A 16,802-nucleotide genomic window follows, 5' to 3' on the forward strand; every position below is an offset into this window, starting at 1 on the left:
GAGAAGGTGGTCAACCCAGTCAAGCTTCAATCGCTCTGCTACCGCGCAATTCGTACCCGCTTTGGGCTCTCCAGCAACCTGGCACAACAGGTGTGCAGAAGGTTGGCCGCTGCCCGCAAGGTTGCCCAGCAAAAGAATCGTCCGGTCAAAGCGTTCAAGTCTGGCTTTGTGACCTACGATGCCCGCATCTTCTCTTTCCGGGAGAGGGACTGGACGGTGTCGCTGACCACCGTTGAGGGACGCGAACGCTTTGAGCTGGATATAGGTAACTACCAGCGCGGCATGCTGGCGGGTTCTCATCCCAAAGCAGCCACGTTGGTCAAACGCCAAGACGGTTTTTACTACATCCAAATTGGCGTGGAGCAGGACCCACCGGAGCCACGAGACACCACCGAGGCGATTGGTGTGGACTTGGGTAGGAGAGATATTGCCCATACCAAGGACTCCGTCCCGCTGACGCGAACAGAAGGAGACCACTGGAATGGACAGCAGTTGAACCAGGTCAGAGACCACTACTCCCGCTTGAGAGCGGCTCTGCAACGCAAGGCCAGTATGGGCACACGCAGCACTCGGCGCAGGTGTCGGGAGCTGCTGCAACGGCTGTCTGGTCGGGAGAGACGTTTTCAAGCTTGGGTGAACCACCGCATCTCCAAGTCCATTGTTTCTAGGGCACAGGCCACCCGCAGCTTTATTGCCTTGGAAGACCTGACCGGGATCCGTGAACGAGTCAACCAACAGCCGCGCAGCAAGAGAGAGCGGCGGCGGGCCAATAGTTGGGCGTTCTACCAGTTGCGGCAGTTTGTGCACTACAAGGCAGCCAGAGCAGGGGTGAAGGTGGTGGTGGTGCCACCTGCCTACAGCTCGCAGACCTGCCATCAGTGTTTGTGGCTTGGGCAACGGGAAGGGAAGCATTTTCGCTGTGTGAACCCGGTCTGCGGTTGGGAAGGGGATGCAGATTTGAACGGTGCCAACGTGATTGCGCTTTTGGGGGTCGCTGTAAACCGGCCTAGAGGCCCGTGGTTGGCTTGCCAACTGCAGGGCTACCAGAAGCCCGCTCCGTATCGCTTAGCGGTCGGAGTCGGGTAGTTTACGGCTGCGCTCTAGGGTCTGCTCTGTCAAACTGGAAAAAAACAGTCTGGCTGGAGATTGGGATTATGGCCTTCGATTGGTTTCGCCGCCGCTATACCGACTCCCCTGGTGAAGCAAAGCCTTCGCCACCAGACCCCACGTCGGCCACGGAGCCAGCGGAGATCTCCCCCGAAGACTATTTGGCCTTCGCCAAAGCCGCCTATGCCAACCTGAAGGCCCGTGCCGCTGGCCAGGAGGCCCCAGCCAAGGACTCCGTCCCGCTTGAGCAAACAGATGGGCAAATAGAAGGGATCCCTGCAGAAGCTCTCCAGCCACAGCCACCGGCCTCGCCTCCGGAGCCTATTCCAACAAAAGAACCGGTATCTCCAGAATCACCCTCTGTGCAGCCGGCGGCAGCTCCCTCGTTTTTCGATCTGGCTCCCCGTGCTGCCGAGCGTCTGCAAGCCCTGCAAGCCAGCGCTGTGGAAGAGCCGGAGCCGATGACCCCAGCCGTCGCTCCCTCTCCCGAGACCGGGCCGGAAGAGCTGGTCTTCGATGAAGGCTTCCGCTGGTCAGCCGAGATCTTGGCGGCCCAAGGGCGCAAACCGGAAGAGATCTCCGTAGAAGAGATCTCTTGGCTGCAAAAGCTGCGGCGAGGCTTGGGCAAAACCCGCCTCAACCTAATCAACCAATTGAAGGCCCTGGTAGGCCGTGGCCCCCTCGACCAGAAAGCTGTAGAAGAAATTGAGGCCCTGTTGCTGCAGGCCGATGTGGGGATCGATGCCACCGAGCGGATCATCCAAGCCCTACAAAAGCGCATGCGCGAGGAGGTGGTGCCGCCGGAGGAGGCGGTCAAATACCTCAAGCAGCAGATGCGCCAGATGTTGACGGTAGGGGATCCCACCTTTGCGCCGCAACGGGGCACGCTCAACATTTGGCTGATTGTCGGGGTGAATGGAGCGGGCAAAACCACCACCATCGGCAAAATTGCCCATGTGGCCCGCGAGTCTGGGTACCGCTGCTTGATCGCCGCTGCCGACACCTTCCGGGCTGCCGCGGTGGAGCAGCTCAAGGTTTGGGCAGAACGAGCGGGGGTAGAGGTGATCGCCAATCCTTCTCCCAATGCTGACCCGGCGGCGGTGGTCTTTGACGCCATCACAGCCGCCCAGGCCAGGGGCACCGAGCTGCTCTTGGTGGATACGGCGGGCCGTCTGCAAAACAAGAAAAACCTGATGGAGGAGCTGGCCAAGATCCGCCGCATCATCGACAAAAAAGCTCCTGAAGCCAAGGTGGAAAGCCTGCTGGTGCTGGATGCCACCCAAGGGCAAAACGGCTTGCGCCAAGCGGCGGTGTTTTCCGAAGTGGCCAAGCTGAGCGGCGTGATCCTGACCAAGCTGGATAGCACCGCCAAGGGGGGCATTGCCCTGGCCATTACACAACAGATGCACTTGCCCATCCGCTTCATCGGCGCCGGCGAGGGGCTGGAAGATCTGCGGCCTTTTTCCAGCTATGAGTTTGTGGAAGCTCTCCTGAGCGAGTATTGAGGCGCCCCCTTTCTGGGAAAAGCCACCGTGAAAGAGATACACACAGCTCCCAACTGTGTTGGGCGTCGCCCTCGCCTTCTGCCCTGGAGCGCTGCGGGGGTGGGAGCAGGTTTGCTTTGGGCCTGGGGTGGGCACCGCTGGATCCAGAGCGGGTTGAACCTGGCCTGGACGGGATCCACCCAGGATGCAGAGGCTTTGCAAGAATTTGTAGCCACCTTGACCCAGGTGTTGTCGGGGGTGTTGGGCGTTACCCTCTCGGTGGTGGCCATTGTGGTGCAGTTGAGCGCGGATCGCTTCACCCCGAAGGTCACCGAGCTGTTTTTGCGCGAGCAGGTCAACTTCTATCTCTTCTTTTTCCTGATCCTGGCCAATGTGGTCAGTTTGTGGAGCTCGATAGCCCTGAGCTTTTACGATCCCGCCAGCGGACATCCGGGGCTGCTCATCGGGCTGAACCTGCTGCTGGGCACAGCTTCGTTTTTGGTGCTGATCCCCTACTTTCGCTTTGTGTTTAACTTCTTGCAACCGACCTCGATCATCCGTCGCATTGAGCAGCAGGTGCGGCAGGCCGTCCTGGGATCCCTTGTCTCCAGAAGATTGGGATCTGATTTCGGGTTCGAGGAGAGTCGTTTCTCTCGCTGGCGTCGGCGTGGTGTGGCAACAGAGCAGCACTCTCCAACAGGCCAATGTTCGCCAGCTCATCAGCGCTGCCTTGCTGCCCTCGATGAGATCAAAAGCATCGCCACCAGCGCTCTCCGCCAACAGGAGGGAAGCATTTTCTTGGAAGCGTTGGATAGTCTAAAGTCTCTATGGATCTTCTATGCCGAGCACAAAGCACAACTGCACCCCACCTGGTTTCTCTTGACCGCGGCTCTGCAGCGGGATCCGGACTTTGCTTCGGTGGATAAGGGCCTATTGAGCCAGATCGAGGCAGAGAGATCCTGGCTGGAGCTGAAGATCTTGCGGCAGTATCAGGCCTTGTTTGTCGAGGGGCTAAACGGCATGCAGCAGGCGAGCACCCTGGTGGCCATTCACAGCCGGGAGCTGGGGATCCGCGCCCTGGAAACCCAACGACTCACGGTAGCGGGGTGGGTGATCAAGTTTTTCAACACCTACCTGCGGGCTGTCATCAACGCGCGCGACATCCGCGGTGGCTACAACCTGCTCAAGCAATACCGCCTGCTGGCCGAGGCAGCCCTACACCACCGTCAGTCGGCCCTGGTCTTGCAGATTGTTGACTACTTTCGCTACTACAGCTTGACTGCCTACAAGGCCGGCCTCTTTTTCCTTTCGGAAACCTTTGGCTTCGATCTGGGAAGGCTGGCCCAGTTGAGCTGTGCTCTGCAGTCGGAAACAACCGAAGCCATTGTGCAGGCCTTGTTACGCCTAGACCAAGACCCCGAAAGCGAGCAACAGGAGAATACCTTGCGCGGGATCCGCAAAACCCAGGTGCGGCTGGCGGCTTACTTTCTCAGCCGTGGGCGGGAGGATTTGGCCAAGTTGATCTACAGGGATATGCAGCACGAGCCCTCGGCGCGCCTGCAGAGCATCCGCCAAGAGCTGCTCTCTACGGCTGCGGAGTTTTGGGAGTTCACCGACCGGGGGGAGAACTTCTACTACCTCGAACCGGCCCTGCAACCCTATGCCGAGCAGTTTTTCGGCTGGTTTCAGGGCTTGACCTCTCTGGCAGATAAGCTGGAGAGCGCCTCTAGATCCCTGGAGCTTCCGTAAAAAAAGCCAGATCTCTTTACCGCAGGGTTTAGTTTAGTTTGGTCAGAGCCGCCCCTTGGTGTCGTTCCAGAAGGCTTGTCTCATGCGTCCTTTCGGCCAACCTAACCGTCTGGGCAGTTCTCCCAGCCGAGGATCCCTGCCGGCAACCAGCTCTTTTGTCCAGTTTCGCCGCGACCCGCACCTGTTGCCCTTTTGGGGCCTGAGCCTGTTGATCATGGGCCTGGCGGTGCCCCTGTTTGTGCTTTCGGGGGCGGATCCCAGTTTGGCTGGCTGCGACGAGAGCTTTTATGCCCAGATGGCCCGCGAGCTGCTGTGGGGGAGCAACTGGCTGGGGCCGACTTTTTTGGGGGAGCCTTTTTTCGAGAAACCGCCTCTGCTCACCTGGAGCGTGGCCCTCAGCTTTGCCCTCTACGGCATCAACGAATGGGCGGCTCGGCTGCCCGGGATCCTGGCCGCTTTGCTCTCCATTCCTCTGGTGGGCTGGATTGGGCGGGCTTTTTTGCCGACACGGGCGGCCCTGCTGGGCATGGCGGTTTTGCCCCTCTGCTACCTCTGGGTACAGCAGGGGCGGCTGGTGGGGCAAGATGTGCCCCTGACCTGCCTGGAGCTCTTGGGGATCCTGGGGCTGGTGAACGGCAGCCGCGGCCACCCAGTTTGGTTTTGGCTGGTGGGGGTGGCCTTTGGGCTGGGCCTTTTGATGAAGAGCGCCATGATCCTGCTGCCGGCAGCGGCTTTGATCCCTTACTGGGTGCAGCAGCGGCGCCACTGGCTGGGATCCGCCCCCTTTTGGCTGGGGATGTTGCTGGGCCTGGGGATCTTTGGCCTCTGGCTGGTGCCGGCCATGGGGATATACGGTTCCGAGGTGCTGGCCACCTTGGTGGGAAAGGTGTGGGATCTGGGGCAAGAACCCTTCCATGCCGATGCCACCGGCTGGTACTACTTTTGGCACATCCCGGCCCACGGCTTTCCTTGGACGGTTTTGGGGGTGGTGGGAGGAATTCTCTTGGTGCGGCAAAAGCCGGCATCCACTTTGTTGATCTGGTCTTTTCCCCTGCTGCTTTTGGTTCTATTGCAGCTTTATCCCACCAAAACCCCCTACTACACGGTGCAGCTCTATCCCTGGCTGGCTCTGCTGGCGGGGGTGGTCCTCGATCAAGCTCTGCCGTTTCCGCTCCGCACCGCCTCGACTGGGACAGCGGGACGAGGTTCTCGGCGAGACAGACCCCACCTGGCCCAGGTGCTCTCCTGGGGGTTAGCGGCGGTGGGGCTGCTGCTTTTGGGTTTGGGGGTAGCCGTCCGCCTGGGCGTAGACGGTCTGCAGCTCCTACAACCCCATGCCTGGCCTCTGGTGGTGATGGGGCTTTTGTACCTCTTGCTGCCAGGGATCTGGAGCTGGCGGCGGGTGCTGCACCATGCCGGGGAGCTCTGGCTGGGCACACTCCTAGCTGCCGGGATTCTCGCCATGGTCAGCATCCTCCTGCGGCCTGACTTCGGCAATTTCAGCCCTGCTTTTGCCCAGATGGACTGGAAACAGATGCTGGGATCTGCAGACACTGGTTTTCCCGTGGTGGATATTGGCCGCAGCGGCTTGCCGGATGTCTGTCAGGCGCAGGCCATCGCCTTTTATACGCCCAATCCGGGAAGATGGGTGGATGATCAGGCTCTGCAACAAGGGGAGCATGGAGACTACCTTTGGGTATCCCCTGTGCAGGCAGAACAGGTTGACATCGAAGACTTGGGACTGCAGCCTTTGGCCGAGGTGGAGGGCTGGCAACTGGTGCACCGCTCCCTCTCAGATGCGGCCAGCGGGGAGCCTTCCTGAGGCGTTTACGATCAAAACTCTAAACATTGCTCCTTGAGAACTTGGGAGGAGGTGACGGCGCATGGTGGAAGCCGAGGCATCGGGCCGGTCGTGGTTGTCTCCGCAGCGCACCTGGGCAATCCAGGGATTGGCTTGGCTGGCAGCGCTGCTGTTTGTGGCAGGGGTGATCCTGTTGGCGGGGGCTTCACCTCTCCAGGTGGCAGCCAGCATGTGGCAGGGGGCCTTTGGCAGCGAAGCTCAGTTTGGCCGGGTTTTGGCGACGCTGGCTCCTCTTGTCCTCTGCTGCTGTGGACTGGTGTTCACCTTTGTTGCCGGTCTCTACAACTTGGGCATCGAAGGGCAGATGGTGGTCGGGGCCATTGCGGCCACCTTTCTGGTGCGCCTGGAACCGCCACTGGCCATTACCTGGGCACTTTTGGCCGGGATCCTGGGCGGGGCGGGCTGGGGCCTGTTGGCCGGGATCCTGAATGTGTGGGGACGGGTCAACGAGATCTTCGCCGGTCTGGGGCTGAACTTTGTTGCCCAAGGCTGGGTCTTGTACCTGATCTTCGGCCCTTGGAAAAGGCCAGGGGTGGCTTCCATGAGCGGAACAGAATTGTTGGATCCCCGTTTCTGGTTGCCCACCTGGGGGCGGTCAGAGGCCAGTCCGGTGGCGTTGCTGCTGGCCCTGTTGGCTTTGGTCCTGACGCTGCTGGTGGTGCACAACACCCGTTTTGGCCTGCAGTTGCGGGCGGTGGGGAAAAACCCCGTAGCTGCCTTCCGGCTGGGGATCCCGGCTACCCAAAGGTTGCTCATGGCCTTTGCCTGCTGTGGAGGACTGGCAGGGCTGGCGGGCGCCTTGCAGGTGTTGGCTCTGTTCCATCGTCTCATCCCCAACATTTCCAGCAACTTGGGCTTTCTGGCCTTGCTGGTGGTGATGCTGGCCGGCTTTAACCCGCTGCTGATTTTGCCGATTGCCTTTTTCTTCAGCAGCCTCAACATCGGCAGCTTGCAACTGCCTCTCTCTTTGCAACTGGAGTCTTCGCTGGCCGGCATCATTCAGGGATCCCTGGTGTTGTTTGTCTTGTTGACCCAGGGGATCAGCCGCCGCTATTTCCTGACCAAAGGGAAGCAGAACCCTTAATTGCCCTTTCAGTACCGCTCGAAATGTGGCCGGTACCGGGGAAAGCTAGCTGGATCTGGCCAGCCGTGCAACAGTCTGCAACAAGCTCCTTTTTTTCAACGCACGCGAAAGCCGACCCGACCCCGTTCAACATCAAAGGCAACATCAGTGTTGAAAAACAGCGGCATGCCCAACAGTTGCACCCCCTGGTTGCCGCTCACAAAAATTCGATCTCGACTGGGCGTAATCGGAAAGCCAACTCGAATACGGTAGTCGAAAGCCCCCTCCAACACTGCTCGCCATTCCGCCCCAGGGGGGAGAGTCGAGGTGGAGAAGGGAGCTGCTCCCAACAGCCTGACGTTGAGGAAAATGTCGGAAGAGCCGCTGTCGAACTGGGTGGGGCTGAGGGCATTTTGGATGGAAGTATTGCTGATGCTGTAGGCCACTTGCAAAGCCTCATCCCGCCAGATGGGGGTGCCATCGGGAAAGCTCCCCACTTGGGGAAACTGCCGGAAATTAAAGCCGGCGGTGTTGTTGTCCGTCAGGCCAACCGTGAAAAGGCCCTGGGTGGAGTTGAAGCCGCCCGTTTGGATCATGTACCCGGAGCGAAAATTGCCCGGCAGACGGGTGAGCGGACTGAACAGCTCCGGATCGGGGCTGCGCTCATCGAGGGACGTGCCCAGGATCCCGGCAAAAGGCCGCCCCACCCCAAACAGGTTGTCTGAGCAATTGGCTACCAGCGCGTCCACACAGGCGATGCGGTCGATCAACTGAATCGTTACCGGCTCTCGACTGGGGATCCCGCCGATGCTGAAGGGGGCACGGGCCAATACGCCGACAAACTGGGTGCCATCGGCAAAGGTGACGGTAGAAGGGATCTCCGTCCGTTCTAGGCCGAAGCGACCTGCCGCCGCCGATACAATGCGCAGACCTGCCGAGCCGGTGTCCAAGAGCAACTCCGCGCCGGCCCCGGCCACCCCCACGTTCAAGCCGAGCAACTTAAAGCGGCTGTTGCCCAGCGTGCGCACCGGCATGGGAATCGACTCAGTTCCCGCTTGCGGCGGGAGAGGGATCAACACCGGGGCGACAGATTCCCCCTGGCCAGCACATCCAACACCGAGCAGCAGCAAAGCCAGCATCACCATCAGAGCCGGCAACATCCCCCCCGACCGTGGCTCATCCTTTGGGCTCGACCTCACTTGCATTGGATCATCCGCACAGCAACAGCTCCGCTTGCCAATCGACCACCTTTTGGAAGCGAAAAGCGCCCGCCAATGCCCCCCAAACCTGCCGGTGGGTGATGGGATCCATGCCTCGGTCATGGCTGCAAAACTCGCTCTCGCTCAGGTGCAAGGTGGTCTGCAAATAAGTAGTCTGGCCGTTGCGCACCACGCAACACCGGCACCCCGGCTCCGTCACGCCCACAAAGCCAGATCCCTCCCGTCGCACCTGCACATCGCACCCAGGCAAATAAGCCAGATCGGCGGCGCTCAGTTGGCGCAGTTGGTCTGCCCTCTCCCGGGCACAGCCTCGCCACCGCTGCGGCTCCAGCGGACGGTAGTTGCGAATCCGGATCCCGGCGCCCACCTGAGTCAATTCCACCACCGCCTGCCGATAGGGATCCTCCAAATGGCCGCTGTAAGCTTGCTCCACATAAAAGCCAATCCCACCCAACACTTGAGCCGGCAAGGGGCGATAGGCCACCCGGATGGAAGCAAAAAAGGGCGGATTCTCCCAAGCTTGCTCTTGGTTGCTGAAGTCTCCTGCCAGCCAACGCGCCATCTGTAGCAGTTCCGGGGAAGCGGTGCGATCAAACCCGACAGGCATAGGCAATCATCCAAAAGTTCTGTAAAGGCGTATACCGAAAATTGCCGGCATCGAGAAAAGCCTTCTCAGATTTTGCCCCAACCCCAGGCCCATCCAAGGATCTCAGCAAATGTTAAATTATGTCTCTTTTCTGAGAGTGTTCGCCCCGACACCGAAAATGGCTCCCTGCCAAGCGGCAAGGCCGCGATCGAGGCTGACACCTTTCTTTATATTGTAAAGCTAAGCAAAGTACCATGTTCTTTTGTAAAAAACTCCCGCTAAAAAGATGGAGAGCGTTGGCCGGGATCGCAGGTGGGAAGCAGCTTGGAAAGCAATCCAACTCTTTTTGCGCGAGGTGAAGGCAATTTACATTTTTTGATGCAACCGCTTCCTGCCTTCGCGGTAGAAAAAGACTGGAAACAAGGGGAGCCGACTTTTCCCCCTCTGCCCAGTTGCGGTTGGCGGCAGCGGCTGAGGGTTCTGATCCAAGTCCAATTCTTTGGATTGCAACCTGGAGTAGCTTTACCCTCGGCAGCAGCTTACCTTTGCTGGAGGATAGGGGCTTTGCTGGCTCATCTTGGTTCTCTTGGCTTTGACCCCGTCGGTGGGTCTGTAGGCCAAGCAGCGCCCTTCGGCACTGAGGACCCAAGCAGTGTCGCCCTTCCGACTGGCGTGTGTCCTCCGGTCGGCGGTAGGGAATGTGGATTCATAACCTCTTTTATTTTCGCTAGGGAGATTGAAAACCATGAACGATGTATTTGGCAAAGTGGTTGCCCAAGCTGACTCCAAAGGTGCTTTCCTGGGGGAGAACGAGTTTGCGGCTCTCCAGCAGGTGATTGCTGAGGGCAACAAGCGTTTGGATGCTGTGAACCGCCTCACCAGCAATGCTTCTAAGATCGTGACCGATGCCATCCGTCAATTGTTTGCCGAGGAGCCCAATTTGAACGCTCCCGGTGGCCCTGCCTACCCCAGCCGTAACGTGGCTGCCTGCATGCGGGATATGGACATCATCCTCCGCTACATCACCTACGCCGTGGCAGCCGGAGATGCCAGCGTGCTGAACGAGCGCTGCTTGAACGGCCTGCGGGAGACCTATCAAGCCTTGGGCACCCCCGGTAGCTCGGTGGCCAACGGCATCCAAAAGATGAAAAAAGCCGCGGTGGCGGTGGTGAACGACCCCAACGGGATCACCCGGGGCGATTGCAGCGCTCTGATTGCCGAAATCGAATCCTACTTCGATCGCGCCGCTGCGGCTGTCGTTTGATCCCTTTTGGGCCAGAGCTTCTGCTGTAGACGGATCCAGTTGTGAAGACCACTCTGGAATCCAAAGCAGCTTAGGTTGACAGGGGATCCCTGGAAAAGTGGCTTTTTTGCAGCGATTTTGCAGTTGAGACATTTTGCAGTTACGACTTTGAATCTTTTGCTTTGTTTTTGCATTGAGCTTAAGTAAAGGAGCGTTTTGAATCATGCAAACCCCAATTGTTGACGCCATTGCTACTGCCGATAGCCAAGGGCGCTACCTGAGCAACAGCGAATTGCAAGCCATCAATGGCCGTTTTCAGCGAGCTGCCGCCAGCATGGAAGCCGCCCGCGTCCTGAGCAGCCGTGCCGACGAGCTGGTGCGCGGTGCCACCGAAGCGGTTTACGCTAAGTTCCCCTACACCACCCAGCCGGGCGGGCAGTGCCACACCCAGGCCGGCAAAGACAAGTGCGCCCGCGATGTGCGCCACTACCTGCGCTACATCACCTACTGCTTGGTAGCCGGTGGCACCGGCCCTCTGGACGAGTATCAGTTGGCCGGGATCCGCGAGATCAACGCCGCTTTTGAACTCTCCCCCAGTTGGTTTATCGAAGCCCTGCGCTACATCAAAGCCAACCACGGCCTGACCGGGCAAGCGGCCACCGAAGCCAACACCTACATCGACTACGCCATCAACGCGCTCAGCTAGGCCCTTGGCTTGGGATCCCCCTTGACGCTGGCCAGAAGATAGCTGGCCGGTCGTGCAGGCGCCGGGGGACGAGGTTGTTGAGGGCAACGGTGGTCAGCCTGTTACGGAGTGGAGAGTTCCTTTTAACCGGGTGGGTTTAAGGGGCAGTCTCTCCAGCGAACGAGAGGGCACCGCTGTTGCTCTCATTCAGCTTAGGGCTTTGGCTTTTGTTGATCTCCAAACACAAGCTTTTTGTCAAGTCAATTTGCAATCTGTATTCATCCAGCTCAATCGGGGGAACTAGCATGAGTGCAATCACAGCGGCAAGCCAGATGGGCATCCGGGGTATTACGGAGACCACCCCATTGGAGTTGCGTCCCAATGCCAGCCAGGAGCAGCTCAATGCGGTGCTGCGCGCCATCTATCGTCAGGTGCTGGGCAACGATCATTTGTTTGGGGCGGACAGGAAGGAGCTGGCCAGTGCGGAATCCTTGCTGCGCCAGGGCAGCCTGACGGTGCGCGAGTTTGTGCGACTGATCGCCAAGTCCGAAGCCTATAAGAAGCGGTTTTTCTACCCCAACTCGCAAACCCGTGCCATCGAACTGAATTTCAAGCATCTGCTGGGTCGCGCTCCCACCAGTCCTAAAGATATCGCCCGCCACCTGGACATCTACCAATCGGGCGGCCACAGCGCCGAGATCGACTCCTACATCGACAGCCCGGAATACCTGGAAGCTTTTGGCGACAACATCGTCCCCTATCCGCGCGGGTTTGAATACCGCAAGGCCCATACCACCCGCGACTTCACCAACCTTTTTGCCCTCTACGGAGGCTACGCCAACAACGACCGCTCCCAGGGGCCCAGACCCCGCTTGATGATGCCTCTGGCCACCGGCTTTACCCCGGCCATTCGCCGCATCGGGGTGCGGGGCCTGCTGCCGCCCAGCCCCATTTCCAAGCACCTGGGGCCGCCAACGGGCCAGTCGGATCGCATGTTCTGTGTGGAAGTGACCCGACTGTTGAATCCGCCTTCAGCTCTGGCCACCTCCAGCCGGGTGCGCAAATCCAACCAGCAGATCTTCGTCTCCGCCGATCAACTGTCGGCGACGATGCAGCGGCTGCTCAAATCGGGCGCCAAGATCGTCAGCGTCCGCAGCGCTTGATCCCTTCTGCGTGTTTTCTTCGTTGTTGACTTCATGACCACTGCTGTTCCTTCGGATCCCAATCCGTCGGTGGATCTCACGCCGGCTGGTCAGGTCGCCAAGCTGCGCCACGGGGATCCGGGGGAACGCTACTATGCTGCTTGGTGGCTGGGGCGCATGCGCATCCCCGAAGGGATCCCGGCCCTGATCGAAGCTCTGGCGGATGAAACGGATCGCACAGCTCAAGGGGGATATCCGCTGCGGCGCAATGCTGCTCGCGCCCTGGGCAAACTGGGATCCCTTGCCGGGATCCCAGCACTAAAAGGGGCTTTGTTTTGCTCCGATGGCCAAGTGGTGGCAGCCGCCGCCCAAGCGCTGGTGGAGATCGCTCTGGCCAACAACCTCGATGGGGATCCTGAGGAAGTGGAAAAGCTGGGATCCGCTTTGCTGGAAGGGCTGCGCTTTGTGGAGCAAGGGCTGGAGACGGAAGCGCAAGCCGCCCTAGAGGCGATTATCGAGGCTCTTGGTCACCTGCAAGTGGCCGCTGCCCTGGAGCCAATCCGCCTTTACCTAGAGCACACGTCCATTCGTTTGCAATGCGCGGCAGCGCGGGCCTGCTATCGTCTGACTGGGGATCCGGCTTTTGCCCAGCGTCTGCTCTCGGTATTGGAGCACACCAACATCCACCTGCGGCGGGCTGCTCTCCTGGATTTGGGGGCCAGCGGCTATTTGCCGGCGGCACAGGCCATTGCAGCGGCGGCGGTGGAGTCCAACATCAAGCTGCTCGCCCTCAAGCAGTTGGTGGAGATGAACCTAAAACACCAAGAATCCCCCAGCGCCAAGCTGCAGCAGGTGCTGCGGCTGATCGACGAGCTGCTTTGAGCTGCAGGCTCTTGCAGGCTTTCTGTAGAGGTGTTCCCCAAGCGCTCCTCGCTGCTATGGCGAGTGCTCACAAAGCAACTAGAGCAGACGTTCGGTTGCTGCTGGTGCCGCCTGCCTATTCTTCGCAGACCTGCCGGTAGGTCAGGAAACCCCACCCGCCCATGCGGTGGGGTAGTCCATGTGCTCAGTAACCGCAAGTTGACACCAAAGGGATGATTTTGTCAAAGTGAATACAGAATAAAGTTAAGGCTTACCCTTTCAGCTTGTTTTTGTCTTTTCGGTCGCTTGGGTTGCGTGAAGGAGAGATCCCCTTTGGGCAGCCTTGAGGTGGCGGCTTTTTTAAGCTCTCTAGAGAAAGTAAAGATCGATCAACTGAACCAAGGGAGTTTTCCTATGCAACTGACCTATCGGGGTATTGCCCATGAGTTTGTTTCACCCTCTGCGGCGATTCAGAATCGGCAGGGCGTGCCGGCTCGGCATCGAGGTTTGGAGTGGAGCTGGCCAGCTCAATCCGTAGCCGTGGCGCTGCCTCAGTCTTTTGCCTTCATGTATCGAGGTGTGGCCCTCCAGTCTGAAACAAGGGTGACGGCGGCGAGCCCTGAGGTGAAAGGGATCCCGGCAGCAGTTGTCTCCCCTCAAGCCTCTTCTCGGAAACACTTTATGAGCTTGGTTGAGGAAACCCATCGGCGGAACCTGCTGCACCGGCTGCAGGAGCGCATCCGTTCTGCCCAAACCCGTGGGGATGAGCATTTGTTGCAGCAACTGGAGCAGGAACGGCAACTGTTGGCTTGAGGGCTGCCCTCTCTTATAAAAGGAGCCTGACGGAACCTGCAAATGCCGCATAATGGGGGACGGTTCCCAGGGATGTGGTGAGGGATCCCGGCAGCCGTTGGTTGTTGAGGCAGGGGTTAGGGCAGCGTGATAGAGGAGTCCGCCACGCAGGAGTCTTCCGCCCTGCCGTCCCGTTCTTTGCTCTCGGTGGCAGGGCTGGTGGCAGGGGCCACGCTGCTCAGCAAGGGCATGGGGTTTGTCCGGCAGGCTCTGATCGCGGCAGTCTACGGGTCAGGGCCGGAGTACAGCGCCTTTAGCATAGCCTACGTCCTGCCCGGCTTTTTGTTGATCTTGCTGGGTGGGATCAACGGCCCTTTCCACAGCGCCATCGTCAGCATTCTCAAAAAACAGCGGGATCCTGGCAGAGAGGATCCGACCGTCTGGCTGGAAGCGATTTCCACCCTAGTGGGCTGTTTGCTCTTGGCGGTGACCTTGGGCCTCTGGTGGGGAGCCGACTGGGTGGTGCGCCTGAATGCGCCAGGGGCCAGCCCCGAAGTCCACGCTTTGGCCGCTGCGCAACTGCGGATCATGGCCCCCCTGGCCTTGCTCTCGGGCTGGATTGGGATCGGCTTTGGGGCGCTGAATGCGGCCGAGCACTACCTCTTGCCCGCCCTCAGCCCCCTGATCTCCAGCTTGGCGGTGATCGGGATCCTGGTCACGTTGGGGTGGACAGGGATCCCGACGTTGCTAGCCTGGGGTGTGCTCATCGGCGCCATTGCCCAGTGGCTGGCGCAGGTGCCTCTGCAGATGCGGCTGGGGCTGGGGCGGCTGCGGCTGTGCTTTGAGTGGGGATCCCCGCAGGTGCGGGCGGTGGGCCTGCTGATGCTGCCGGCGGTGATCTCCTCCGGCATGATCCACATCAATGTCTACGTGGATCTCTTTTTTGCTTCTTTCGTGCCCGGGGATCGCACCATCGGCAACTTGGGCTATGCCCAGCTTTTGGTGCAAACCCCCCTGGGGATTCTCTCCAACATGGTGCTGGTGCCCCTGATGCCCCTCTACGCCCAGTTGGCGGGGGATGGATCCCGTTGGCCGGAGCTGCGCCAGCGCATCCGCCAAGGGCTGATGGTTACGGCCATCCTCACCCTGCCCCTTGCGATGGTGTTGGTGGCCCTGGCCGAACCTATCGTTCAAGTGGCCTACCAGCGCGGTCGCTTTGCGCCGGAGGTGACGCAGGAGGTGGCGGCCCTGCTGATGGCTTATGGGCTGGGGATGACCTGTTACCTGCTGCGGGATGTGTTGGTGCGCATCTTCTACGCCCTGGAGGACGGGGCTACACCTCTGCACATCAGCGGCCTGGCCATCGGCCTGAATGCCCTGCTGGACTTCCTGTTTTTGCCAACCTTTGGAGCACCGGGCATTGCCCTGGCTACGGCAGGCGTTAACCTGATGGCTCTGATTGGCCTGGGGATCCGCCTCCACCGGCGTCTGCCGGGGATCCCTTGGCGGGAGATGGGGCAGGCCCTGCTGCCCTTGCTGGGGATCACCACCTTGGCCGGGGCCCTCAGCCATTGGCTGTGGACGCAACTGCGCTCCCAGCAGATCCTGGGATCCCCTTTGATCACCGCCGCCCTCTGGGCCGGTCTGGCCGCCGGCATCGGTCTCAGCTTGTTTGCGGCGGGGGCCCTGTATTTGCGGATCCCGGAAGTGAACTGGCTGGCAGCCCGGATCCAGACGCGCTTGAGCAAGATTGCCAGCCGGCGATCTCCATCCAGACCCTAGGCAGGCCCGACTAGCTGATGGCTTCGAGGTAGTCTCGCACCCGGTTGCGCCGCTTCGGCTGCCGCAGTTTTTGCAGGGCTTTGGCCTCGATTTGCCGTACCCGCTCCCGCGACAGATCCAAGGCGCGACCAATTTCCGCCAGCGAGTAGGTGCGCCCATCTCCCAAGCCAAAGCGCATGCGGATCACATCCCGCTCGCGGCTGGTGAGATCCGCCAGCAACTGCTGCAGATCGCGATGCAGGGCCTCCCGCATCATCGTCTCTTCGGGGGAGATGTCGTCGGTTTCCAGCAGATCCCCCAGTTCGGTGTCTTTGTCTTTGCCCACCTTAGTTTCCAGAGAGACCGAGCGCGGCACCCGTACCAACAGCTCTCGTACTTGAGGCGGGGTCATCTCCAATTCGGAGGCGATATCTTCAATGGTGGGAGTGCGACCTTTTTCTTGGGAGAGCTTGCGCTGCGCCTTCTTGATCTTGTTCAGTTTCTCGGTGATGTGGACGGGCAGGCGGATGGTGCGGCTCTGGGTGGCGATAGCGCGGGTGATGCCCTGCCGGATCCACCAGTAGGCGTAGGTGCTGAAGCGATAACCCTTCTTGGGGTCGAACTTCTCCACCGCCCGCTCCAGGCCCAGCGTGCCCTCTTGGATCAAGTCCAGCAGTTCCAGGCCTCGATTTTGGTACTTCTTGGCCACCGACACCACCAGGCGCAGGTTGGCCTTGATCATGTGCTCTTTGGCACGATTGCCAGTCCGCTGGATCTGCTGCAGCTTTTCGGGGGTGAGGTTGGCCCACTCGGGGTATTGGTTGGCTTTGGCCACCCATTCGGCGGGAGTGGGATCCCGTCCCAGCTCCTTCTGCAGGCGCAGGCGTATGTCCAAGAGCTTCATGTAGTCTTGGACTTTTTGGGCCAGGGCCACCTCTTCATCGCGCCCCAAGAGGGGAACACGCCCGATCTCCTGCAGATAGAGGCGTACCAAGTCGGTGGAGCGACGAGTCGGCTCCTCTTCCAAAAACTCGCTTTCGGCCAGATCGACCTCTACCTCCTCCGGAGGATCGAGGAGATCGCCATCCAACAAAACATCGTTGAGTTCAGGTTCGTAGTTAGACATGTAGGGTGTTGCTGAAACAGCGATAGAGGCAGGCCGTCAAGTGGGCTGAGCAAGCAGTGGTGATGGCTGTAGAGCCGGTTGGGCTTAAGTATTCCCCAGTACCGAGGGCTTCGCGCTATCAT

14 protein-coding genes are annotated in these 16,802 nt (G+C 59.9%); 11 read left to right on the forward strand and 3 right to left on the reverse strand.

From position 1 onward, the window contains the following. The 5 genes from NW862_RS03430 to NW862_RS03450 form a co-directional block, all read left to right on the forward strand. A partial coding sequence (locus NW862_RS03430; protein ID WP_414426925.1) for an RNA-guided endonuclease InsQ/TnpB family protein occupies nucleotides 1-1,086 on the forward strand: 1,086 nt, incomplete at its 5' end. A 68-nt stretch (nucleotides 1,087-1,154) separates the two neighbouring features. Next, nucleotides 1,155-2,612, forward strand: a complete 1,458-nt coding sequence (gene ftsY, locus NW862_RS03435; protein WP_414332316.1) for a signal recognition particle-docking protein FtsY — start codon at nucleotides 1,155-1,157, stop codon at nucleotides 2,610-2,612. 27 nt (nucleotides 2,613-2,639) lie between these two features. Then, a complete protein-coding gene (locus NW862_RS03440; RefSeq protein WP_414332318.1) occupies nucleotides 2,640-4,340 on the forward strand; it encodes a DUF2254 family protein in 1,701 nt (566 codons plus the stop codon). Between the two features lie 82 nt (nucleotides 4,341-4,422). Beyond that, nucleotides 4,423-6,162: an ArnT family glycosyltransferase gene (locus tag NW862_RS03445; RefSeq protein WP_414332320.1), complete on the forward strand. Its 1,740-nt coding sequence runs from the start codon at nucleotides 4,423-4,425 to the stop codon at nucleotides 6,160-6,162. A 61-nt stretch (nucleotides 6,163-6,223) separates the two neighbouring features. Beyond that, nucleotides 6,224-7,285 (forward strand): ABC transporter permease, encoded by a 1,062-nt coding sequence (locus NW862_RS03450; RefSeq protein ID WP_414332322.1) that lies wholly within the window; start codon nucleotides 6,224-6,226, stop codon nucleotides 7,283-7,285. A 95-nt stretch (nucleotides 7,286-7,380) separates the two neighbouring features. On the opposite strand, the gene NW862_RS03455 is transcribed toward NW862_RS03450, so the two are convergent. Both NW862_RS03455 and NW862_RS03460 read right to left on the reverse strand, forming a co-directional pair. Further along, nucleotides 7,381-8,424 carry a hypothetical protein gene (locus tag NW862_RS03455; RefSeq protein WP_414332324.1) on the reverse strand — a complete coding sequence of 348 codons (1,044 nt, stop codon included), beginning with the start codon at nucleotides 8,422-8,424 and terminating at the stop codon, nucleotides 7,381-7,383. Between the two features lie 49 nt (nucleotides 8,425-8,473). Then, a complete protein-coding gene (locus NW862_RS03460; RefSeq protein ID WP_414332326.1) occupies nucleotides 8,474-9,091 on the reverse strand; it encodes a chromophore lyase CpcT/CpeT in 618 nt (205 codons plus the stop codon). A gap of 724 nt (nucleotides 9,092-9,815) precedes the next feature. Here NW862_RS03460 and NW862_RS03465 point away from each other — a divergent pair. The 6 genes from NW862_RS03465 to murJ all read left to right on the forward strand — a co-directional run bounded on the left by NW862_RS03465 (nucleotide 9,816) and on the right by murJ (nucleotide 15,575). Continuing rightward, on the forward strand, nucleotides 9,816-10,334 hold the full coding sequence (locus tag NW862_RS03465) for a phycocyanin subunit beta (RefSeq protein ID WP_011434282.1): 519 nt from the start codon (nucleotides 9,816-9,818) through the stop codon (nucleotides 10,332-10,334). A 202-nt stretch (nucleotides 10,335-10,536) separates the two neighbouring features. Then, the gene (locus NW862_RS03470) at nucleotides 10,537-11,019 is read left to right on the forward strand and encodes a phycocyanin subunit alpha (RefSeq protein ID WP_011434281.1); all 483 of its coding nucleotides are present in this window, start codon (nucleotides 10,537-10,539) and stop codon (nucleotides 11,017-11,019) included. Between the two features lie 284 nt (nucleotides 11,020-11,303). Next, nucleotides 11,304-12,161: a phycobilisome rod-core linker polypeptide gene (locus tag NW862_RS03475; protein WP_414332329.1), complete on the forward strand. Its 858-nt coding sequence runs from the start codon at nucleotides 11,304-11,306 to the stop codon at nucleotides 12,159-12,161. Between the two features lie 33 nt (nucleotides 12,162-12,194). Continuing rightward, on the forward strand, nucleotides 12,195-13,022 hold the full coding sequence (locus NW862_RS03480; protein ID WP_414332331.1) for a HEAT repeat domain-containing protein: 828 nt from the start codon (nucleotides 12,195-12,197) through the stop codon (nucleotides 13,020-13,022). Between the two features lie 393 nt (nucleotides 13,023-13,415). After that, nucleotides 13,416-13,814, forward strand: a complete 399-nt coding sequence (locus NW862_RS03485; RefSeq protein ID WP_414332333.1) for a DUF4278 domain-containing protein — start codon at nucleotides 13,416-13,418, stop codon at nucleotides 13,812-13,814. Between the two features lie 126 nt (nucleotides 13,815-13,940). Next, nucleotides 13,941-15,575, forward strand: coding sequence for a murein biosynthesis integral membrane protein MurJ (gene murJ / locus NW862_RS03490; protein ID WP_414332334.1), 1,635 nt, complete (start codon nucleotides 13,941-13,943; stop codon nucleotides 15,573-15,575). Nucleotides 15,576-15,585: 10 nt separating this feature from the next. On the opposite strand, the gene sigC is transcribed toward murJ, so the two are convergent. Continuing rightward, a complete protein-coding gene (gene sigC, locus NW862_RS03495) occupies nucleotides 15,586-16,680 on the reverse strand; it encodes an RNA polymerase sigma factor SigC (RefSeq protein ID WP_414332336.1) in 1,095 nt (364 codons plus the stop codon). Between the last annotated feature and the right edge of the window lie 122 nt (nucleotides 16,681-16,802).

Origin of the sequence: Synechococcus sp. H55.8 (genome assembly GCF_047462375.1) — a bacterium.
Classification (GTDB): domain Bacteria; phylum Cyanobacteriota; class Cyanobacteriia; order Thermostichales; family Thermostichaceae; genus Thermostichus.